We start from the raw sequence: 20,835 nt of genomic DNA, 5'->3' as shown, positions 1-20,835 counted from the left end.
AATTATGGGCATAATTAGCAAGTGATATTTAATTATGATTTATTTGCACTACAAAAACAAAAATTATGTCATTACAACCAGGCCAGGCGGCTCCACAGTTTATTTTGATTTCATCAGCATTAAAAAGTGTTTCATTGGCTGATTTTAAGGGCCGTAAGGTAGTTATCCACTTTTTTCCTTTGGCATTTACGGGCGTTTGTACTACGCAGCTTTGCACTATGCGCGATAGTTTTGGGTATTATGACGGCTTAAATGCAAGTATACTGGGTATCTCCGTTGATTCGCCGTTTACACTGGCTAAATTTAAAGAAGAGAATAATTACCAGTTCGACCTGCTTTCTGATTTTAACAAAGATGTATCAACAGCCTATGGCGCTATTTATGATCAATTTGTAATGGGGCTTAAGGGTGTAGCCAAGCGTGCAGCCTTTGTAATTGACGAAGAACAAAATATCATTTATGCCGAGGTGCTTGAAGATGCCGGGCAGCTGCCTGATTTTGAGGCTATAGCGAAAATTGTAAAATAATTTTAAATAAAAGTTTGCAACCAAAGTTTTAAAATCTATCTTTGCATTCCATTTCGGAAAGCACTCGTAGCTCAATTGGATAGAGCGTCTGACTACGGATCAGAAGGTTAGGGGTTCGACTCCCTTCGAGTGCACAATAAAGCACTGCAGCTCAGGATTTTTCTACCGCAGGTGCACAAATTAACTGTAAGCCTTTCTGTTGTATTACCGAAAGGCTTTTAATTTATCAAGAGCATGCTAAATCTGGTTTTATTTGGCCCTCCCGGTGCCGGGAAAGGTACTCAATCGAAAAAACTTATTGAAAAATACGATTTGATCCACCTTTCAACTGGGGATTTACTTCGCGGCGAAATTGCACAGGGAACAGATTTGGGTTTGGAAGCCAAGAAACTAATGGACGATGGAAAATTAGTTCCGGATGCCGTAGTTATTGGCATGATCAGCAATAAGCTCGACGCTAATAAAGAAGCTAAGGGTTTTATTTTTGATGGCTTTCCACGTACAGTTGCACAGGCCGAGGCTTTAGATCAATTGCTGGAGTCAAAACAGTCGGCAATATCAGGTATGACAGCACTTGAAGTTAACGATGACGAGCTGGAACGCCGCCTGTTGGAGCGTGGTAAAGAATCAGGTCGGCCGGATGATGCCAACCCGGAGGTGATCCGCAAGCGCATTAAAGAATACAATGATAAAACTGCTCCTGTAGCCGGCTTTTATCAAAATCAAAATAAATTTAAAAACATCAATGGTGTAGGTTCGGTAGAAGATATCTTCGGCGCTATAATTGATGTAATAGAAGAGTATAGTAAATAGTCGTTCGGAAATCTTTAGTCCGAAAGTCGGTAAAGTCCGCAGGTTGGGAACATCAATATTCTTAACTTTCGGACTTTACTGACTTTTGGACTTTTAGTTCAAATAAAAAGTTATGTCGCAGGGTTCTAATTTTGTTGATTATGTAAAGATCTGTTGCCGCTCAGGCCACGGAGGTGCTGGTTCTGCCCATTTGCATCGTGATATATTAACTTCAAAAGGCGGCCCTGATGGCGGCGACGGCGGCAGGGGAGGACATGTTATTGTAAAAGGTAACGCCCAATTGTGGACAATGCTGCACCTCAAATACCGCAAGCACGTTATTGCCGGCGACGGTGATTCGGGCGGCAGTTCATTACGCTCAGGCAAAACCGGTCGCGACGAAATATTGGAAGTGCCCCTTGGTACAACCGTAAAAAATGCCGAAACCGGCGAAGTACTTTTTGAGATAACTCAAGACGGCGAAACAAAAATTCTTACTCCCGGTGGCCGCGGAGGGTTAGGTAACTGGCACTTCAAAACGTCAACCCAACAAACCCCGCGCTTTGCCCAACCCGGTGAAGATGGCCGTGAAGACTGGAACATCCTCGAACTTAAAGTATTGGCTGATGTTGGCCTTGTTGGTTTCCCTAATGCCGGTAAATCAACTTTGCTTTCGGTAGTATCAGCAGCTAAGCCCGAAATTGCCGATTATGCTTTCACCACTCTTGTTCCTAATTTGGGCATCGTATCATACCGCGGAGGCCGTTCATTTGTAATGGCCGATATTCCGGGTATTATTGAAGGTGCATCGCAGGGAAAAGGATTAGGGCTTAGGTTTTTGAGGCACATCGAGCGTAACTCGGTATTGTTGTTTATGGTACCTGCCGATACATCGCGCAGCATCAAAGAAGAGTACGAGATCTTGCTGCGTGAGCTGGAAGACTATAACCCCGAATTGATGCACAAACCCCGCGTACTGGCCGTTACAAAAACCGATATGCTTGACGATGAGTTACAGGCCGAAATGAAAAAGGAGATCCCTGATGGAATCCCCTCTATATTTATATCGTCTGTAGCCCAGAAAAACATCGATCAGCTAAAAGACCTTCTCTGGAAAGAGATCAACGCGAGTGTGATTTAATAGCCGTTTAAAAAGGAAAAAAATAGAATAGAAAAAACGTCATTGCGAGGTACGAAGCAATCCCCGATAAGCAGAGCCGCTCTGTATAGTTTGGGATTGCTTCGTACCTCGCAATGACGTTTTTTATTATAGATTTCAATATTGACAACAATATCGAAGAGCAATCATCTTACTTCGCCTCCCACAAAATATAACTATTGCTTAACATAGTCATCTTAAAACCCTTATAGCCCGGAAAACATTTGCGCATTATGGTTGATTTGGGCCCGATATAATCGGAAGGCAAAACGATATACAGCGGACCTGCATGACCTTTGTAAACATAATCGTCGTAATCAATTGCTACATCGGGGCCAATGGCCTCAACGGTTATGGTGCGGTTATGTTCAATCTCCAGGCTCAGATCAGGACTGGTAAATACAAAAATAGCATTGGAGTTTTGCTTATCGAGGTTACGGATGTAGTTTAACGATGGCTGATCGATAAATAGCTGTGCTATCCCAGAATATCCATGTGCACTTATATTTTTATTTTGAAAATAACTTGGTACAAAATATTTGTAGCTTGAATAGGCTATGACAAAACACACAAAATAAAATAAGTATTTGAAACCCGTTTGCAGCTCGCTTATCAAATAAATGATACCCGGGGCAGCAATGAGTCCGATGAGCCTTAAATGCCTTGCTTCATATGATATGTTGGCCTGTCTCAAAAATGATTGCCCAAAAAACAATACCGATACTACGTAAAAAACCACCAGCAGCAGCACGTAACTTTTATAGTGTACCTTTTTTACAATAAACCAGATCAGCAAAATACTTAACACAGCACAGATCAGCACAATTATCACTCCCCAAAAGTAGGTAAACATAGGAGGGTCATCATGAAATAAGAGGCCGTTGGTAAGGTCATCTATTGAAAAGGCGGTTAATATTGGTGAGGCCAACGGGAAGCCGAAAGTTTCCCACGCCAGTTTTATGCTCCCGGTTATCGACGATGGATTACCGCCTTTTGAAAGATAAAAATGATAGATGGTAAATAATGAAAGCACAGCAGGGAGCCCTATCCATACGCCATTTTTTATCCAGCTTATGATATCTTTTTTCCCCATCGAAAGCCTAAGCCATAAAAAGCAGCAGGCGGCAGCATACATCCATAAAAATGACGATTTGCAAATGAAGCCGAATATCCCGCCTATAAAAAGGAATGCAGCCAGTTTCCAGTCGGTTTTTTCAATGGCTATGCATCCGTATAAAAACCAGCCGGTATAGCCAAAAAGTAGTACCTCGCCTCCGTTATAAAATACATAGGGTGTAAAAAAAGATAACTGAAGTAAGATGAACAGCACGCTTAAAGCCGAGATCATTGGCGTAAAGCCTGCTTTTTTAAAAAAATAATAAAATCCGAAGATTCCGGATAACGAGAACAGTAAAGTTGCTACAGAAGATGCCTGACCCGTGTTGACGCCAAAAACGAGCTTGAAAAAATAAGGAACCAGGTATTGGCCCGGCGACCACCATGCTAAAAACTCAGATGTGTTTTTGCTGATATCGCTCTGATCGGGCTTTACGTTGATATTAAACGCAGATCCCAGTTCCATTGAGCGCATAACCTGGAAGCCCTTACTGGGATCGGGATAAATAGCTGCCGGGGCTAAGATCAGCATAATGCCCATAATAAAAACAATCCCGCTCATAACCAATAAAATGATTTGATGGGTTTGTAGTTTTTGATTTAACATAAAGTTATTTTAAGCAGATGATGTAATTTTTTAACTGATTTCCCGCTCCCTGACCTTTATTGCAGGGTTGCCCTGGTAAACACTGTAAGCTTCCAGATTTTTTGTGGCGATGGACCCGCTTGTCAGTACAGCGTGTGATGCGGCCGTTACACCCGGGTTTACCATTGCCCCGGCACAGATCCATACGCCATCTTCCAAAATTATACCTTTGGTTATCAAATCAAAGGATGTTTTTTTGTAATTATGGCTGCCGGTTAACAGCACAGCCCCTTGCGACAGGCACACATTCGCCCCAATTTGGATAAGTACCAAACTATCTATCCAAACATTTTCACCTACCCAGGTTTCGTCGCCTATATGGAGGTTCCACGGATATTTAACATTTACACAGGGCTTTATAGTCACGTTTTTACCAATCCTGGCACCAAATAACCTCAGGAAAAATACTTTGAACCCGCTTGAGGGTATAATGCTTGTTTTAAAGAATACCGCATTAAAATAATACCATAAAATACGTTTAAAAGCATTGCCGCCCGGATTGTATGGATGATTGTTATAAGTTGATAGATCAGTTCTGGGCATCAGTACCGGTAAGCTTGTCGTTACGTTTAATCCAAATATACAGGCTAAGCGCAATAATGATGTAAAGTATGATATTAAAAATGGTATGATGGTCAACTATCCGGTTTGCCTTTTTTGACCAGAAGATGGCCAGCAGAACAAAGCGCATTACGTTTAAAAATTCGATCACTAAAATGCCCGAGATCAGAAATATCAATTTTGAGCGCAGCGGAGATGGATAAGCCAGTACAAAGGCAGAAAAAAAGCTGATCAATCCCAAACCGAGGCAGCTGTAAACTATGGCCAGCGTTCCTTTGCCTGCAACCAATAGCTCGTAATTATTATCGATAGCGGCGTACCCGAGCCACTTCAGGATCATTACGCTGCAATCCAGCAAAGCCTGCCTTAAAACTGCAATGTAATTTAAATGTTCGGCCAAAAAAGGGTTGTAATTTCCGCCGGGGGTGGTAATGCCAAAAAAGATAATATTAAAGCTGTAAAAAACTGCAAACAGTAATACAAACAACAGCATGAACCGTGTTGCAGGATTGTTAAAAAATGCGGGCCGTTTCATCGTTTTTTGCTCTCCTTTCGTAACTCATAAATTTTAGCATCAATCAAAAACCTGAACCAAAAGCCCTGTAAAAAATGGAATACCAATCCGGTTTTCCCATCTAAAAAACCAAGCTTCATAAAATACCTTATCGTAAAATAGATTACAGGCCTTACAAATAAAGGAAATGCTTCGTACCGTTTTTTCATAAAACGGCGGCGCTCCATCGGGTTGCCAAATAAGCGGGGATGTACCAGTTTGCCGTTATCATCAATTATAGGCGTGTTTTGCTGCTCAACAAGGTATTGGGCTTCCAGCGTTGCCCAATGGTTGTGCCGGGCAATGAAACTGGTAAGCGAGTCAGTTATAACGTCAACAATGTCGGTTTTAAGTACCTGTGTTTTGCCGGTGACTTTAAAATGCTGGTCATATAGTTTTTCCTCGCAGCGCCCAAAACCTTTCCTGAACAGGTTGGCGTGATAGGTAGGATAGTGGCCACCATGTTTTATCCACTTACCCATGAACATGGTACGCCTGCTTATCAGGAAGCCGTTTGTTTCCGGGTCTACCGGCTTACTAAAAATGTCATTTAGCTGATGTGCAAGTTCTGGCGTTACCCGGTGATCGGCATCGAGGTTAAGTACCCAGGTGCCTGTTAGCGGCAGGGTATCCAGCGCCCAGTTGCGTTGGGCCGCATAGTTTTCAAACGGGTGACTGAAAATATTATGCGTATATTTTTGACAAATGGTTAAAGTATTATCGGTTGAGCCCGAATCGACAATATAGATATTGGCCTTTAATGCCGATGCACTTTGCAGGCAGTCGCCAATATTTTTCTCTTCATTGAAAGTTAAAATTACAATGTCGAGAGTTTCGCTCACTTGAGTTTGGCTTTAACTAACATGGTCATCCAAAAATAGGGGAACCTGCCGCAACCCCTGAATGCAGTTACTTCAAACCCGTGTTCATTTAGGATTTGCGTAAGCGTTTTAACCGACCAGAATTTGATATGCCCGCCCTGCCATAAGGGGCTGATATGGTTATCCCACTTGTTGAGGATACTTAAAAATAAGTTCTTTAAGTAGCCGTGGTAAGGAGTGGATATGATAAGTTCTCCTTTTGATTCGCTTAAAACATCCCGGCAAAGGCGTATAAAAGCATAGGGATCGTATAAATGCTCAATAACTTCGGTTGAGATGATGGTGTTAAACCGCATTCCTTTCAACGGTTGCGGCAAGCCTTCAACAGAAAGGTCATGTACGAAAAACCTGCCGGGGTTTATCTTATCAGCTATAGCAATGCCGGGTTTGGATGCATCAATGCCGTAAGCATTAAATCCCCTGGCAAGCAAATAGTTTACCAGGTGCCCGTTGCCGCAGCCAAGGTCAAGAATACTGCTGTTGATATCTTTATTTAATAACGACATAAGCGGTTTCTCGATTTCCTTAAATACGTGGCAGGGACTTGCATCTGGATAATCGTAATCTTTATAAGCGCTCATATACTTGTTAATTGCAGGTGCATATTGATATGTTTTTCGTTATCGCGGCTCTTTTAAGCCCCGTTGATCTTTAAATCACTTTTAAAATTTTAGAACTTATCAATGCCTTATGAATAAGCAGCATGCTGATATAACTCCAAAAAATAGTATTGAACAAAAACTCGAAACTGATACCGCGCCACATGATCTGGAACAGGCCCGAAAATATAAGTGCCGTGCCTAATATATATCCACCAAAAAGTTTCTCGGCCTTAACGGCTATGAGCTGGGCAATGGCACCGTAACCAAAAAGGAAAATGAAGATTGCCAAATCACCGCCCGATAGATATGCATCAACTATGTAGGCAGGTTTGGCCGATACGTTAGAGTTGCGGTTAACAACCCCGGCATCGTAAACACGCTGCATGATCATGTCTTCGGTTATGGGTTTGGAAGGCCATAATATCCGGGGTATTAAAGCGATGGCTGATTGCTTTACAAGATCAAAGCCATAAAAATCGATAGTTTTAGGGGTCGACTGCACAAAACGGGTAAACATGTCGATCTCACTCAAGCGGTATACTAAAAAATCCCAGTTAGTTTCTTTAACATCGCTATCATCTCCATTCAATGCGGCATCAAGTGCCAGTTGGGAGGCTTCGTCGCTGTTAGTATCTCCATTCCAGGCGTTGGCCCGGTAAATATGGTTATACGTGGGCAGTACAGTGAATAGTAAAAAGATAATGGGGATAAAAGTTATAGCCACCAATTTTTTATAGGTAGGGTACAGAAAAATACCCAAAACCAACACACTTATAATAATGGGCTCTTTAAACCCCGAAGTGAGCGCCTGATAAAAGTTAAAGCCATATAGTAAAAAACAGATAAGCGTGTTAGCAGCTTTTTTTAACGGGATAGCAAAGGCCAGTGCTAACGTGCCTGCAATAAAACTTAATGAACTAAACTGGTAATAAAACTGCGAAAGGCCGGGAACCTTAAGAAATAACAGTGAAAGCGGGAAACTGATTATAGCCGACATCATGAGCAGGTTGGCCAGCTTTTCGGTTTCGATGTAGTATTTTTTAACTACCGGGTAGTTCATGAAAATGAGAACGCCCATTACAAAAGACGCATGCCCAAGGCAATAATAACGCTGGCATTGCGCAATTAAACCCAAGGTATCCTTATCATTTAAAGTGTGAATAAAAACGTGCTTGAAGTTTTCATAGCCGAGCGTATTCATGAAATAAAAAATAGATGTACAACACATGTACCCTGCAAAAATTATCTGGATGATAAATAAGGGCCTCATCAGCTGTTCGGCCATCGGACGATCGCCAGGGATTGGGCGTACCCAGCCGGTAAGTGTTATCAGAAATATGAAAAATGAGCCGCCCCACGCAATAAAATATGATAATACGCTATCACTTTTACATGCCAGTGCCAGCAGCCATGGTATAAACAATATAATATACCGCTCTATCGATTTACTTTGCTGCATTTATTACTAATTGTTCAATCGCCCCCACCTGTTTATCAAAGCTCCATTCGGCTATTATTTGCCTGGACTGTTGCCCCATTGTAAATAAAGCTGTTTTATTATACAGAAACAAAGTATTTAATTTGCTTTTAAGATCGCCAATATCACCTGAGTTAAATATAAAACCGTTTATATTGTCTTTTACCAGGTCGGTACCGGCGCCAACCTTGTTGGATATAAGGATGGGTTTGCTGCAGGCCATGGCCTCATTTATGGCCAATCCCCAGGTTTCGCCGGGCCCTTTTGAGGGGAGGCAAAAAATATCACAGGCCTGGTATACAACCGGCATATTAAGCTGATTTTGAAAATCAATAAAGTGTACGTTTTTATGCCGGCTCGCCCGATTTTTCAACTCTATCTCTAAAATGCCATTGCCGGCAAACAGCAGGTGAGTATTGGGCTGGTTTATTTCTATAAATGCTTCAAGCAGCAGCAGCGGATTTTTTTTACCTTCAAACTTGCCTGCAAAAAGCAGTAGCTTTTCGTGTTCAGTTATGCCTAACTGATTGCGCAAGGCCAGGGCTTCATCCGTTCTGCCGGTAGTGAAACGGTCATTATCTATGGCGTGCGGTGCAAAAAATAATTGCGTTTCTTTTAATCCGAATTTTTTAAAATAGGCCTTGTTGTTTGATCCTGTATACAGGGCGTAATCAACATTGCGGTAAATTCGTTTTAAAAACAGACTTCGTAATAATGATTTAACCCCGCCCGCATCATCAAGTAAAGTTGAATCGCCCCGAAAAATAACAGGTATCCGGCCTTTGAAATATTTAAGAGTTTTAAGGTGGCTTTTATAAAACCAGCCATATACCATTATAGCATCAGGGTTCCAGTTATTAATCTGATTGATAAGATCTGGGTTATCTATCCCTTTTGAGTGATGTGAACCGGGATCTGGTGAAATATTCTTTACCCATTCATAGGGATAGCCCTCAAGCAGCGGAACATCCCAGTTAATGTTTTTGCCAAAGCCGGGATCAAACTTTTGTGCGCTTCCTTCGCCCCATGTATAAAATACCATGATATTTATTTTTTGCCGTTGATGCAGCAGCTTAAATACCGGGGCATAGTATTGTATAGGATGAGTAATAATGATGGCTAATTTTTTCATTTAAATAGCTTCGCCCAATATTTTGACAGGTGTTGCTTTTTCAATTCGCTCTTGTACAAAAGCAAGGTCGCGGCAATAAAGCGTGTTATGGGTGCCGTAGGACGGGGCGTTTTTTAGTTGCCTCGTAAAGGGATCATAATAGTAGGCAGCAAAGTTTTTTGATAGCAGCAAATTATGGATATCAAGATCATTAAAACCATAACGTGCACCGCTGCCGTTTAATTCGATAATAATAGCTTTTAGTGCAGGTGAATTGAGCGTCGCGGTCATGCCCTTCAGCACCTCGGTTTCAAAGCCTTCAACATCTATTTTGATCAATGATGGCTGATATTGGTTTAATAATGAATCGATAGTGATCACGGGTACGGCAATGCTGTTTGCGCTGTTTTCATTTTCGGCAATAACATGGTTGCTGGTATCTTCATCTGCCGAGAACCTGATCTCGCCCGGTACCGGTCCGGCACCGGCATTAATGAGTTTAACCTTTCCCTGTAATGCGTTAAGTTCAATGTTGCTGCTTAAAATATCAAATGTGCTTTTTACAGGTTCAAGTGCAATACTTTTTGCACCTGTTATACCCGATGCCAATAGCGTATAGGAGCCCACATTAGCCCCAATGTCAAAAAAAACATCTTCGGCTTTTAAAAAATGAAGCAGGAAAAGCATATCGAAAAACTCATGCAGACCTGTATAAATATTGCTTGTAATACCCGTTAACCCTCTTTTTGCATAAAATTTAACAGGGCCAACAAAGCGCTTTACAATAAGTTTTTTTGGAGAAAGCTGTAACTGAACCTGCCACCAAACCAGGCGCCATAATGTTTTTACAGGGTGCCTTTTCCCCAAAGGATGATCTAATATAAAACCAACGGTTCGTTTAACAGCATTCATTAGTAATTTTATCAAATAAGCGGCACTGCGCCAATGTCATTTCCTGTGCCGAATATTTTTTAATAGCATCGGCACTGTATTCAACAGGGTTGAAATTTGCTTTAATTAATTGTTCAAAAAATGCAGAAAGCTTTTCTGAGGTTATATTATCATAATCATAAACATGCTTTACCCCATATTGCCGCATGATAGGTATTGCAGAACTTGCAGCATTAAATATGGCCAGTATTGGTTTCCGGGTAAGCAGGTAAGGAAATATCTTTGACGCAGTATATTTAGGATCATCCGATCCCGGGATAAAAAGTGCATCGGCTTGCTGCAGGGTGAGCAGGGTTTGATAGTAGCTGATCCTGTCTGTAATTTCAATAACGTGGTCTTCAATATCAAGATGCTTTGCCAGCGGGAGTATAGTAGCTATTCCCTTACCGGCAGCGGCATAGCTGGTGCCAATGAAATATAATTTTATTTTGGCGTATTGCTCGCCGTTTTCTTTTAGCCCCGTTTGCAATGCCTTAAACACCGGGCTTATAGCTTTATGCATATCCTTGCCCCCACGACCGATATATACTATGTTGACGGAGTTTTTATCAAGCAAGCTGGTAAAAAGCTTTTGATTATCCTTTGCTATTTGCAAATCCGGTTCAAAGGCTCCGAATGTTATGGTTGCCGCCGGGATGCTTTGAATTACAGGATAGCGCGATTTAAGTTCGTCAATGTATGCTGCAGATACGCTGATAAGTCCGGCTGCATTTTTTATGGCGATTGGCTCCAGGTATTTATTTAATTGATAGGCAAACCAGTATTTGGGAGGCCGCTCGTTTTTCGGCTTGTTGATATAATAGTCTGAGTGCCATGGGTCCTGCATATCGATAACATAGGAGATGCCAAAGCGCTTTTTCCAGTAAGCGCCCAATGTACAAACCGGGAATTGTGTGGTTGAGAAATAAATAAGATCAAATTTGTTATCCCTAAGCAGGCGGTTAACTGTTTTGCGATAGTACCATAGTGAACGTATAGCAACGCTGCCTAATCCAACTTTTGAAGTGAACGTTTTGCTTAAGGCTTTTACTTTGTGAACTTTAATGCCGGGAGGAACGCTTTGCAGCAATAGCTCGTCCTTTGCCATGTCGGCATATCGCTCATCTATGGTAACAACCTCGGCATCCCAGCCATAAGCTGCAAAATAAGGCAGGCTCATCCTCACGCGCTGCATATCCGCTGCATTTACCGGCGGGAAGTATGGCGAAATAATGAGTAGCTTTTTATTCAATTTAATACGTTTTGAACCAGCTCCAAAAATACGTGGCTTTCGGTTTCCCAGTTTAATTCCGTTTGTCCCAGCCGGTAATTTTCTAAACGGGTTTGGTATAATACATCCGGGTTTTGAAGGTAAAAGTTAATGCAATCTGTCAGCGATTGCAGATTACTTTTTTGGTACAATTTCCCGGCAGTTGGGTATTGTTCCACAAACAGTGTTTGCGCCTGTGTATCGCTTGCTATCATAGCAAGTCCGCATTGTATATAGGTGAAGATCTTGTTGGTAAGGCAAATGTCCCTGTTTAAGGGAATACCTGTTTCGGTGGCTACGCCAATATCAAACTGGTTTGCAAAGTTAAAAATCTCATCGGCGGCAACAGGTTCATGGAACCAAAGTTGATCTGTACTCAGTTTTAGTGTACGGGCAAGGTTTAATAAAGCCGCTTTATGGGTTTCATTACAACTGCCTAAAAGATGTAATTGAACTTTACCTGCGGCAGCGGCCATTGCTTTGATCACATCTTCTAATCCCCGGTCGGGGCCTATGGTTTGCGAAAACCAAAATAGTTTTAATGGCTCATTGGCTTTATAGTTTTGGCCGATTTTCAATGTTGTTTTGGGGAACACGTTGTTTATTACAACGGGGTTCAGATAGCTGTACCCCTGTTTATAATACAGGGCAATCAGCGGACTTGCGGCTGTAAAATAATCAACCCTGTTAAAATATTTTTCTTCTATGTATTTATTAAGGCGATAACTTTCGTCGTGAGTTGAGGTAAACTGCCCCGAATGCATATCCTCCGCATCATAGCCAATTTTAGCGCCATTATGTTGTGCTGCCAGCATTGCAGCAGGCAAGGCACCAAGATTATGGGCTATATAGAGATCGGTCTTGATTTTTTTGGCGATGGCTAATGCTTCGGCATGAGTACGGCTGATAGCATTTTCCGGGATGCCAAATTTTTGGCTGTATTTAAAAAGAAACGTACTTAGCTTTTGGCGAATGCGGGTTTTAAGGTAAGCCGGTTTCTGTATAACAGGATCTCCGCCGCAATAAATATACATGCCGGGATACTTGCTTGTTAAAGTTTCATCAGGTTTTTGCGCCCATTGCTGGTAAAAACAGCAGATCACTTTAACGCTATAGCCAAGCCTGTGCAAGGTTTCGGCCTCTTTAACCAGGCGCGGATTGGTAGTTGGCTGGCCGGTAGTTATAAAAGTAACGTTCTTCAATTTTTACGGGTTGCCAACTGGTATAATTCTTCGTATTGTTGAGCCAGTACCCCTGCACTGAACTTTTGTTCGGCAACCTGCCGGCAGGTTGCCCTGTTAACACTGCTGATATTGTTTATCGCGGTTATCATATCAGCTTCCGTATTGCATACAAAACCATTTGCCCCGTTGGTTACAACTTCCGGAACAGCGCCGCGTTTAAAACCGATAACAGGTGTACCGCAGGCCAGCGCCTCGGCCATGACGATACCGAATGGCTCGTCCCAGGTTACCGGCATCAGGAAGGCTTTTGAGTTACGGAGCAATTGGTTTTTTTGACTGTTGTTGACGGGGCCTATGTATGTAATTTGTTTGCCGTCGATATGGGGCTTTACCTGTTCATTAAAATATTGCTGGTGTATTGGCTCGTTAGGTACATTGCCCGCAATCACCAGTTTTTGATTAGTCTTTTTTGCCACTTGTATGGCAATAGCAGTGCCCTTTTCCTGTTGAATGCGGCCTAAAAAAGTAAGCGGGGCATCCTCTGCCACAACCGCATTGAAATCGTAATCGTTAATATCCACACCATTATAAATGGTGGTTACATTAGCAAAGGCATTGATTTGGCTGGCTATATAATTACTGCATGCCGTAAACCGTAGTGAATTTTTGTAAGCAATGCTTACTGCCTTTTTAACCTGCGATACCGTGGGCGGCAATTGGTATGATACAATTTTAGGGACGCGGCTTAACATAAGCAAAGCAATATTGCTCATCCGGCCAAACGTGTGTATAATATCAAAATGCTGAAAAGCAATCTTTGAAGTAAGCCGGTTGATCTTTACGAGGTCTTTAATACCGTATTGCGCCGATTCACGGTAACCAACGAGTTTACAGCCGGGCTGCGAATGTTCATTGGCGTACAGCGTAACATCATGCCCATTTCTGTTAAGCTCCTGGATCAGCATAAAAACAATGCGTTCGATGCCGCCATATTGCTCAGGCGGCACAGGGATCAGCGGGTTTACTATGATGGCTATTTTCAATTTTTAAATGTTATTTGCTAAGTGCGCTGAGGTACCTGCTTATTTGTCAAAAATAGTCCTCTTTATTTTGTTTAGCGATGAAGGGATGCTGTGCTCATTCAATGCCCTTTGTTGCCCGTTAATCCTTAACTTATCCCTTTTTTCTTTGTTACTGAGCAGTTCGGTAGCTTTTTGCACCAGTTCATCTACTGTTCGGTAAACATTAATTTCATTATCGGTATCATAAAGCCGGTCAATTCCTTGGCAATATTCGGTAAGATAGCAGGCTCCAAGCATTGGGGCTTCTATATCGCGCAGCCGTGAATATGTTAGTGGTTTATGATGGGTACGTTTAAAAGTTGGGACCCGGTTAATACCTAAAGTAACCATGCTGTTTTGAGTAATATTGATATACTCATCAAAATCAGGACTTGTGAATATATGATCATTACTAACCGGGATTACAGCGAGCTTGTTTAATTGCTGCTGCATTTTGACGGCCAAACCGGACAGCCCATGCTGTTTGGTAAAATTAACCTGGTTTATAAGCTTTTGATAAACTGAACCTGTTTCAACTGCCGGGCCGTTGTGCTGTGGCAGCCATCCGGCACCGCGTACGCTTAATGGAAGTCCTTGTTGAATAGCCTGCCCCAGAAGATTTTCCCTCAGCATATCTTTTGAACCAATAAATGATACCCCCGGCTGTTCGGTAAACTGGTTTCGGTGGCGTAATTGAGGTTCAACCCACATGGGCATCGGTAAATTGATATGTTTTACACCGGCTTTCCTGTACATGGGCAAAGCCTCATACTCAGGCACCCAAATCAAATCAAATACGCTAAACTTTGCAGGTACTGTTTTAAATTCCCTAATGTTGTCGCAATAGAAGTTAACACAAGGGATCCCCATTTTCCTGATCTGTTTTATTGCATCGGCATTTATTTGCTTTGGGTACAGGTAAGTTAAAAAAATATCTATGTTTTGCCGGTTGGCTTTAATATAACTGATAGTTGCCTGCCAGCTCCGTTCCTGCCAGTTTTGCAAAGCAGCAGAACCTTCATTGTACACCAAGCCTTCGGCCCAATCAACCTCCGGTACTTCGATATAGCTCATACCGGCCTCCTTGATGCCGTTTTTAATATAGTGCTGCCAAAAGCGATATGAGGGAACAGGGTGGGGTGTGGTTACCTGATCCTGTAAAAATGAAAGCAGTATGCGCATGGAGGTATTACCGGCCAAATAAGGCTTTAAACTTTTGTGTTAATTTCCAGCCGATAAGCCGGTTTAGCATTTTTGTGTAGCCTCCCGCAGGAAACGGTGCCTTTGAACCGCCCAACTCCTTAATACGTTGTTGGGCGTTGCTCATGATATCGGGATGATTGGGGTAATAGGCATAAACAAAATTTTGCAGACAATCGGCAACAGCGGTTTTTACTCTTGAGCTGTTTTCATGTTGCAGCATGTATGTAGTGCCCTCGTAAATAGATGTAAAAGCCGACTCAACCCCTTGCCGGGAAGTTAGTGCGGATAATGAATTGCCGGTACCGCTACGATAGTACAAAATGGCATTTTTTGCGAAACGAATTTCGTTTGCATGCAATAATACACGGGTAATAAATTCAAAATCATTTACAAGGCTCAACCGCTCGTCCCACAATCCTGATCTTTCAAGCAAGCTTCTCGGAATTAACCACAAGGCACACTGCATCATGGCCTGCTTGCCATCCATAGATGATACCAGCCAGTCGATAGGTTTGCAATCGTTGGTAATTACATCTTCATTTAGTTTAAAAGTGCTGATGTCATCGTTATAAAAACGCCCCCAGGCGGCCGAGGCCACCACATGTTCGCTATCGCCAATGCGGTTAACCTGTTGGGCGATAAAACCGGGCGAGATCATATCGTCGGCATCCATAAATTTAACAAGCCTGCCCTTTGAAATGCTAAAAGCTTTGTTTGCTGCTGCACACTGCCCGCTGTTTTTTTGCTGATGAACGCTAATGCGCGGATCGGTAAATTGTTTAAGTACAATGGAAGTATCATCTGTAGAACCATCATTAACAATAATGAGCTCCCAATTGGTGTAGGTTTGCTCAAGTACGGAGGCAACGGCTTCGGCAATATATTTGCCTGCATTGTATGCCGGCATGCAAACAGAAACTAACGGATTACTTTTTTCCACTCGGCAGTAAAATACGGCAGTTTAGCCTTGAAAATATAATGGCGTACGATGTTTTTTTGATTATCAAAGCCGGGTTTGCTATCGTAAAAGATGCTGTATAACTTTTCGTCAAGCGCTCCGGCATTTTGTTGATGCAGCACGTAACTCATAAGCGTTTGTTCAACCTGGGCGGGACCGGCGTTAGGATAGTGCTGTAGCAGTAGTTTGGCTTTTTCTTCAAGATCGGCATAATCAATTTTGTCATTATCGTAGGCTATGATGCCGCCGTTAACGCTTTTTATACAGTTAATGCCGTATTTATCTCTCAGTACCTGCTCGCTGTCGACAAAGTAGGAGTTTGCCAGTTGTTCTTTCATATAAACCGCTCTCTTTTGTTGATACGCCTCCAGTATTTGATCAGGTTTACCAAAAAAGATCATATCGCTATCCATGTGAATTGTCCATGAGGGTGAAGTATGAATATCTATTAGCCGGCGAAAAAAAGGGTGCCAGTTACGCAAATGCCTTAATGTTGGATATTTATGGTTTGGCAAAACGGTATCAAGATGCTGTAACACTTGGCGCTCGGAGATGGCCTCGACGCCCGGCAGAACTTTGTTTATATAACCGATATGTTCATCTGTAAGCGTTCCATCTGAGTAAAGCCTGATCCCCAGCCGGCCACCCAGATACCCCGCCAGCGTATGGGCGCAAAAAATGGTTTGGTGCCAGTAGTTGGCCCCGGTTAGGAAGCTTACTTCGAGTGCTTTATCTGCCGAAAGATTAACAGGCGACAGCTTCAATGCCGCCTTTTTCATTTGCTGTTCACCTCTTTGCATGTTCAGCCAGCCCCACAACCCAAAATGACTGAAGTGATACCGTAGCGAAAAGGTGGGTTTAAAAAAATACTTGTATGCTATTTTACCTAATGACACAGGTTATAAAAAATGTTTCCAGGCGTGTTTAAAGTAACCTTCTTTTGAAAGATCGACGTAATGATGAAGAACGCCTGTTTGGGTTTTGATCTGATCGGGCGTAGGGTTAACAATATAGTCTCCGGCTTTTAAAACGGTAGCATCGGCGTTGCCTATCAGCATTGCTGAGAGCGCCTGCTCTAAATAGTAAGAAGTGCCTTCCTGTTCTTCCAGTGTTTTGGCCCAGTTTTCCAGTTTGTCCCAATTGATACCTGCGCTTTTTAAACCGATAGCACCTACGTTAAGCAATGGCTTGATAGATGAGCCGGCCAGTTGTTCCATCAGCTGTTGCGAATAACCATAAGCTTCCGTACAATCAACCATATGCAGGGGCTGTTGTGGGTTGTTAAGCCAATTGATCAACTCGGCAGGTTTATGCCAGAAAAGCATGTCCGAGTCCAGCACCAGTTTCCAGTCATCACCCGGAATGGTATGCACATCAGTCAGTTTTTTAATATGAGGATAAACCGCTCTTTTTTTATGAAGATATGGATAACGCGCTTCGGGCAAATTTTTTTGCAGGTTTTGCCCGATGTGGGCCTGGGTGATAACTTGTGCTCCCGGTAATTGCTTTGCCACTCTTGCTATCAGCTCCGTATTAAAACTGCCGTCATCAACCAATATAAATTTAAATGATGCAGCCGGAAATTTAGTTAATGACTGGATGCAATAAAGCGTTTGATACAGGTAGTTTTTACCTGTTAAAAAGTAAACCGGTAACCCATCGGCATGTGAAATTACCGGCGGCAATTCAACCGAACGCCGCTCCATCTCCCTTCGCCCGTTCATCATGCTGCGATAGTTAAGATAACCGCCAAAACGCCTGAATTTTTGCAGCTGCGACCGCGGGTTGCGATATAGAAAATTGATGAGTGATTGCATTTAGTTATTTATCGTGTTTGATGCCAATCCATCAAATGTGCCGCATGCCCCGCGCCATTTGATATAGCCGGGCTTGTTTTTCCACGCTTTATAGGTAAACCAGGCTTTTACTTTCCGTAATAATGCACCTGTTTTTGTAACCTGCTGCCAGGGGTTTATGCCATGACTTTGCAGTAACTGTACCCATGATTTATTGGTATTATTGAGTAAACGGCTAAGGTAATATGCTTCCATACGTTGAGCCGGAATAATATGCTGCAACGTAAGCAGAGGAAAATACCCTACCTGCCAGCCACTTTTAAGGATTTCGATCACGATATCATTATCTCCGCCCGAGCTTAGGGAATTGCCTGTCCGGTCGCTGATGCTGCTGTTGCCGGATGTTATTTTTTTAATGTATGATACCAGTGCTTCCCGCCTTATCGCCATTCCGGCACCAATGGGGGCAGCATTTGGGTATTCGTTGTTCCATGTTGCGGTGATAGGTTCGTTGCCCAAATTGCGCAAGGCCAGGCTTCCGTAAAATTCGCCCAGCCATTCGGGGGGAGTGGTTTCGAACAATGGTATCGATTTGCCTCCTATCGCGCCCATCCCGGGGTTTTTACCAAAGATGTCTGCAACGTTTTCGAGGTAAGCGGAATCAAGTATGTTGTCATCATCAACCATTACAATGATCTCACCTGTCGACTCGTTAAACCCTTTAAGCCGGGCATAAGTAAGGCCTTGCTTTGTTTCCGCTACAATTTTAATAGCAGGGTGTTGGCTCAAGTTAATTTGCTGGCCAAAATTATTGGCTGAATTATTGTCGATAATAATCAGCTCCCATTCATCAGCAGGCAGCGATTGGTTTTTTAAAGCCGAAAGCGTTTGCAGTAGCCTTGCTGCATCAGGGTTATAAGTAGGGATAATTACCGAAAGTTGCATTAATTGAAATCCTTAATGATCTTATTGTAATATGCCAATGAGTTAGAAGCTAACCGCGCGCCTGTAAATTTATCTTCAACAGTTTTGCGTGCATTGCGGCCCATTTGTTTCCTTAATTCATCATCATTAACCAATTGGATGATTTTATCAGCGAGGCTTTGTGCGTTACCGGCTTCGGCAAAGAAGCCGTTGTAGTTGTCGGCTATAATTTCGGGTACGCCGCCAACGCTGCAACCTATAACCGGTTTGGCATAGCTCATGGCTTCAATAAATATCAGCCCAAACGATTCGTACCTTGAGGGGGCCACAAAAATATCACAGGCCCGGTAGGCTTGAGATAATTTATCATTATCAACCTTTCCGCTGAAAATAACTTTTTCCAAAACCGCTTCAGGATTATCGGCCCTGAACCTGGTTTGATAATCGTTACCGGTGTCGCTGCCGATCAGTTCAAACAAAACTTCAGGTTTTTGCTGCAACACAAGGGGAATGGCCGCAAGCAACACATCGGTGCCTTTTCGGTACTCCAACCGGCCGGTGTATAATATTTTAATATCGTCCGTTGTATGCGCATCTTCGGTTATAACCGGCAATTCAATACCATGCGGGATAATTTGGAACCTTTCAGAATCAATATCATAAAGACGCTCCAACTCCTGGGCGTGGCTGTGCGCGTGGGTAATGACGTATTTACTCCTTTTGATGAAAGCTATCTCCATCTTGGCTATCAAATCCATCACTCTTGATTTAAAAGGGTAATGTTCATTCATGATCTGCGAAAAGGTGGTGCTTACCCTCACGGCTATAGGAGCTTTAATTTTTTTATAAAGAGAAAAATAGCACAACGAAAAATAGCTGGTTGTTTCAATTACTTCAACACCGTACTGTTGTATGATTGTGTTTAAAACCCGCGATGTAATGCGCATGGACGTTATCTTCAATGCAAAATCAATGATGGCCCATTTACTTTTAAAAAGCTTATTGATAATGGCTGGTGCATTAACCTTGTAGGTAAGAATCGTAATACTTTCAGCAAAGGTGTGTTTGCTAAAAGTATCCTGCTCATCGTTATAACGCGGACGAATGTGTAATACAATAACCTTATTGCCCTTTGCTGCTAAGTTTTGCGCCAGCAGCAGGCAGTGATTAGCTATACCGCTGTCGATAGTATGTTTATCAGGAAAATAAGGTGTTACCAGTGCTATGATCATGGTTTGGGCTTCAGGCTCCAGTATATCATCCTTAAAAAGGTTTTAAACCTGAACGCAATGCCAAGTGAGTTTAAACCGGTTATGTAATACAAAATATTGAGCCAGGCAAAAGTCATGCTTTGTTTTTCCTTCACCAGCCACAGGCAGCAGTAAATTGATTGCTGCAGGCAGGTGACCTTATCCTCAATTTTGTTTAACGCCTTATTTATAGACAGGAATTTATAATGATAGCTGTAAAAACGATAGTCGTAAGTTGATGAACTTAAGCCGCTTTCACCAAAACGTGCTATCTCCAGATCGGTATATTTGGTTTTAAGCGCCGGGTTACAAAATACTTTGAGTGTTAAATGATAATCGGCAGCAACTCTAAATTTTAAGTTGTATTTGCCTGTGTAGTCAAAAACCTCGCGTTTATAAAAAATGCCCTGATGATGAATGCCCCGCGATAGCACTTTATTTATAGTATCATCGGTATATTTTATGTTTGATACAGCACCGGTTACATTGCCGTATACAAGCTGCGCATGTTCATGTTGAATGTTGAGGTAAACCTGGTCTAATACCGAGAGGCTGCTTAAAATATCGTCGCCACCCATAAAATAGAGCCATTGACCGGTTGCCATGTCTATTCCTTTGTTCATAGCATCGTAAATCCCCCTGTCGGGTTCGGAGATAAACTGGATATGGTAATTGCCTGTTTTTTTTAAATTACTGATGATGTACTGGGTATCATCATTTGAGCCGCCATCAACCAAAACCAGTTCGTAGTTTTTAAAGCCCTGGCCGGTAATGCTGTCAAGCGCTTGCTGTAAGGTGCCCTCACAATTATACAAGGGCATGATGATTGAAAAA

The 20,835-nt window shown here is 42.4% G+C and carries 21 protein-coding genes and 1 tRNA gene; 4 read left to right on the top strand and 18 right to left on the bottom strand.

Annotation, left to right across the window (positions count from 1 at the left end; genetic code table 11):
• Positions 1–65: 65 nt before the first annotated feature.
• The 4 genes from MTO98_RS28430 to obgE all read left to right on the top strand — a co-directional run bounded on the left by MTO98_RS28430 (position 66) and on the right by obgE (position 2,460).
• On the top strand, positions 66–527 hold the full coding sequence (locus MTO98_RS28430; protein WP_243482363.1) for a redoxin domain-containing protein: 462 nt from the start codon (positions 66–68) through the stop codon (positions 525–527).
• A gap of 60 nt (positions 528–587) precedes the next feature.
• A tRNA-Arg gene (locus MTO98_RS28425) sits at positions 588–661 on the top strand.
• A 100-nt stretch (positions 662–761) separates the two neighbouring features.
• On the top strand, positions 762–1,340 hold the full coding sequence (locus MTO98_RS28420) for an adenylate kinase (RefSeq protein ID WP_243482362.1): 579 nt from the start codon (positions 762–764) through the stop codon (positions 1,338–1,340).
• A gap of 112 nt (positions 1,341–1,452) precedes the next feature.
• Entirely contained in the window at positions 1,453–2,460 is a 1,008-nt protein-coding gene (gene obgE / locus MTO98_RS28415; protein ID WP_243482360.1) for a GTPase ObgE, read from the top strand.
• Between the two features lie 169 nt (positions 2,461–2,629).
• Here the strand turns inward: obgE and MTO98_RS28410 are convergent, their stop codons facing one another.
• From MTO98_RS28410 to MTO98_RS28325, 18 genes are all read right to left on the bottom strand, one after another.
• Positions 2,630–4,156, bottom strand: coding sequence for a hypothetical protein (locus MTO98_RS28410; RefSeq protein ID WP_243482356.1), 1,527 nt, complete (start codon positions 4,154–4,156; stop codon positions 2,630–2,632).
• A gap of 75 nt (positions 4,157–4,231) precedes the next feature.
• Positions 4,232–4,783, bottom strand: coding sequence for a WcaF family extracellular polysaccharide biosynthesis acetyltransferase (locus MTO98_RS28405; RefSeq protein WP_243482354.1), 552 nt, complete (start codon positions 4,781–4,783; stop codon positions 4,232–4,234).
• Complete coding sequence (gene xrtY / locus MTO98_RS28400; protein WP_243482352.1) at positions 4,770–5,336, bottom strand: exosortase Y; 567 nt, start codon at positions 5,334–5,336, stop codon at positions 4,770–4,772. Before xrtY ends, MTO98_RS28405 begins: the two co-directional genes overlap by 14 nt.
• Complete coding sequence (locus MTO98_RS28395; protein WP_243482350.1) at positions 5,333–6,196, bottom strand: glycosyltransferase family 2 protein; 864 nt, start codon at positions 6,194–6,196, stop codon at positions 5,333–5,335. Before MTO98_RS28395 ends, xrtY begins: the two co-directional genes overlap by 4 nt.
• Entirely contained in the window at positions 6,193–6,816 is a 624-nt protein-coding gene (locus MTO98_RS28390; protein WP_243482349.1) for a bifunctional 2-polyprenyl-6-hydroxyphenol methylase/3-demethylubiquinol 3-O-methyltransferase UbiG, read from the bottom strand. Before MTO98_RS28390 ends, MTO98_RS28395 begins: the two co-directional genes overlap by 4 nt.
• Positions 6,817–6,886: 70 nt before the next feature.
• Complete coding sequence (locus MTO98_RS28385; RefSeq protein ID WP_243482348.1) at positions 6,887–8,296, bottom strand: exosortase Y-associated Wzy-like protein; 1,410 nt, start codon at positions 8,294–8,296, stop codon at positions 6,887–6,889.
• Complete coding sequence (locus MTO98_RS28380) at positions 8,283–9,446, bottom strand: glycosyltransferase family 4 protein (RefSeq protein WP_243482347.1); 1,164 nt, start codon at positions 9,444–9,446, stop codon at positions 8,283–8,285. Before MTO98_RS28380 ends, MTO98_RS28385 begins: the two co-directional genes overlap by 14 nt.
• The gene (locus MTO98_RS28375; protein WP_243482346.1) at positions 9,447–10,337 is read right to left on the bottom strand and encodes an FkbM family methyltransferase; all 891 of its coding nucleotides are present in this window, start codon (positions 10,335–10,337) and stop codon (positions 9,447–9,449) included.
• A complete protein-coding gene (locus MTO98_RS28370; RefSeq protein WP_243482345.1) occupies positions 10,324–11,607 on the bottom strand; it encodes a hypothetical protein in 1,284 nt (427 codons plus the stop codon). Before MTO98_RS28370 ends, MTO98_RS28375 begins: the two co-directional genes overlap by 14 nt.
• Positions 11,604–12,827, bottom strand: a complete 1,224-nt coding sequence (locus MTO98_RS28365; RefSeq protein ID WP_243482344.1) for a hypothetical protein — start codon at positions 12,825–12,827, stop codon at positions 11,604–11,606. Before MTO98_RS28365 ends, MTO98_RS28370 begins: the two co-directional genes overlap by 4 nt.
• Positions 12,824–13,852, bottom strand: coding sequence for a glycosyltransferase family 4 protein (locus tag MTO98_RS28360; RefSeq protein WP_243482343.1), 1,029 nt, complete (start codon positions 13,850–13,852; stop codon positions 12,824–12,826). The genes MTO98_RS28365 and MTO98_RS28360 overlap by 4 nt, the downstream gene beginning before the upstream one ends.
• Positions 13,853–13,891: 39 nt before the next feature.
• A complete protein-coding gene (locus tag MTO98_RS28355) occupies positions 13,892–15,070 on the bottom strand; it encodes a glycosyltransferase (protein ID WP_243482342.1) in 1,179 nt (392 codons plus the stop codon).
• Entirely contained in the window at positions 15,060–15,980 is a 921-nt protein-coding gene (locus tag MTO98_RS28350) for a glycosyltransferase family A protein (RefSeq protein ID WP_243482340.1), read from the bottom strand. The genes MTO98_RS28355 and MTO98_RS28350 overlap by 11 nt, the downstream gene beginning before the upstream one ends.
• An 11-nt stretch (positions 15,981–15,991) precedes the next feature.
• Positions 15,992–16,927 (bottom strand): hypothetical protein, encoded by a 936-nt coding sequence (locus MTO98_RS28345; RefSeq protein WP_243482338.1) that lies wholly within the window; start codon positions 16,925–16,927, stop codon positions 15,992–15,994.
• Positions 16,928–16,930: 3 nt separating this feature from the next.
• Positions 16,931–17,848, bottom strand: a complete 918-nt coding sequence (locus tag MTO98_RS28340; RefSeq protein ID WP_243482336.1) for a hypothetical protein — start codon at positions 17,846–17,848, stop codon at positions 16,931–16,933.
• Positions 17,849–18,772, bottom strand: coding sequence for a glycosyltransferase (locus MTO98_RS28335; RefSeq protein ID WP_243482334.1), 924 nt, complete (start codon positions 18,770–18,772; stop codon positions 17,849–17,851).
• Positions 18,772–19,983, bottom strand: coding sequence for a glycosyltransferase family 4 protein (locus MTO98_RS28330; RefSeq protein ID WP_243482332.1), 1,212 nt, complete (start codon positions 19,981–19,983; stop codon positions 18,772–18,774). The genes MTO98_RS28335 and MTO98_RS28330 overlap by 1 nt, the downstream gene beginning before the upstream one ends.
• Positions 19,980–20,822: a glycosyltransferase family 2 protein gene (locus tag MTO98_RS28325; protein WP_243482331.1), complete on the bottom strand. Its 843-nt coding sequence runs from the start codon at positions 20,820–20,822 to the stop codon at positions 19,980–19,982. The genes MTO98_RS28330 and MTO98_RS28325 overlap by 4 nt, the downstream gene beginning before the upstream one ends.
• Positions 20,823–20,835: the final 13 nt, after the last annotated feature.

The sequence above is a fragment of the Mucilaginibacter sp. SMC90 genome (assembly GCF_022811725.1).
Lineage (GTDB): Bacteria > Bacteroidota > Bacteroidia > Sphingobacteriales > Sphingobacteriaceae > Mucilaginibacter.
The sequence above is the reverse complement of the archived record's forward strand: the minus strand, read 5'-3'. Positions and strand labels throughout refer to the sequence as shown.

Bases quoted from the DNA above. Each gene is read 5' to 3' on its own strand.
- MTO98_RS28385 (WP_243482348.1), bottom strand. From the start codon at position 8,296: ATGCAGCAAAGTAAATCGATAGAGCGGTATATTATATTGTTTATACCA.
- MTO98_RS28390 (WP_243482349.1), bottom strand. From the start codon at position 6,816: ATGAGCGCTTATAAAGATTACGATTATCCAGATGCAAGTCCCTGCCAC.
- MTO98_RS28405 (WP_243482354.1), bottom strand. From the start codon at position 4,783: ATGCCCAGAACTGATCTATCAACTTATAACAATCATCCATACAATCCG.
- MTO98_RS28350 (WP_243482340.1), bottom strand. From the start codon at position 15,980: ATGCCGGCATACAATGCAGGCAAATATATTGCCGAAGCCGTTGCCTCC.
- MTO98_RS28420 (WP_243482362.1), top strand. From the start codon at position 762: ATGCTAAATCTGGTTTTATTTGGCCCTCCCGGTGCCGGGAAAGGTACT.
- MTO98_RS28375 (WP_243482346.1), bottom strand. From the start codon at position 10,337: ATGAATGCTGTTAAACGAACCGTTGGTTTTATATTAGATCATCCTTTG.
- xrtY (WP_243482352.1), bottom strand. From the start codon at position 5,336: ATGAAACGGCCCGCATTTTTTAACAATCCTGCAACACGGTTCATGCTG.
- MTO98_RS28340 (WP_243482336.1), bottom strand. From the start codon at position 17,848: ATGCAATCACTCATCAATTTTCTATATCGCAACCCGCGGTCGCAGCTG.
- MTO98_RS28335 (WP_243482334.1), bottom strand. From the start codon at position 18,772: ATGCAACTTTCGGTAATTATCCCTACTTATAACCCTGATGCAGCAAGG.
- MTO98_RS28330 (WP_243482332.1), bottom strand. From the start codon at position 19,983: ATGATCATAGCACTGGTAACACCTTATTTTCCTGATAAACATACTATC.
- MTO98_RS28325 (WP_243482331.1), bottom strand. From the start codon at position 20,822: ATGCCCTTGTATAATTGTGAGGGCACCTTACAGCAAGCGCTTGACAGC.
- MTO98_RS28380 (WP_243482347.1), bottom strand. From the start codon at position 9,446: ATGAAAAAATTAGCCATCATTATTACTCATCCTATACAATACTATGCC.
- obgE (WP_243482360.1), top strand. From the start codon at position 1,453: ATGTCGCAGGGTTCTAATTTTGTTGATTATGTAAAGATCTGTTGCCGC.
- MTO98_RS28430 (WP_243482363.1), top strand. From the start codon at position 66: ATGTCATTACAACCAGGCCAGGCGGCTCCACAGTTTATTTTGATTTCA.
- MTO98_RS28410 (WP_243482356.1), bottom strand. From the start codon at position 4,156: ATGAGCGGGATTGTTTTTATTATGGGCATTATGCTGATCTTAGCCCCG.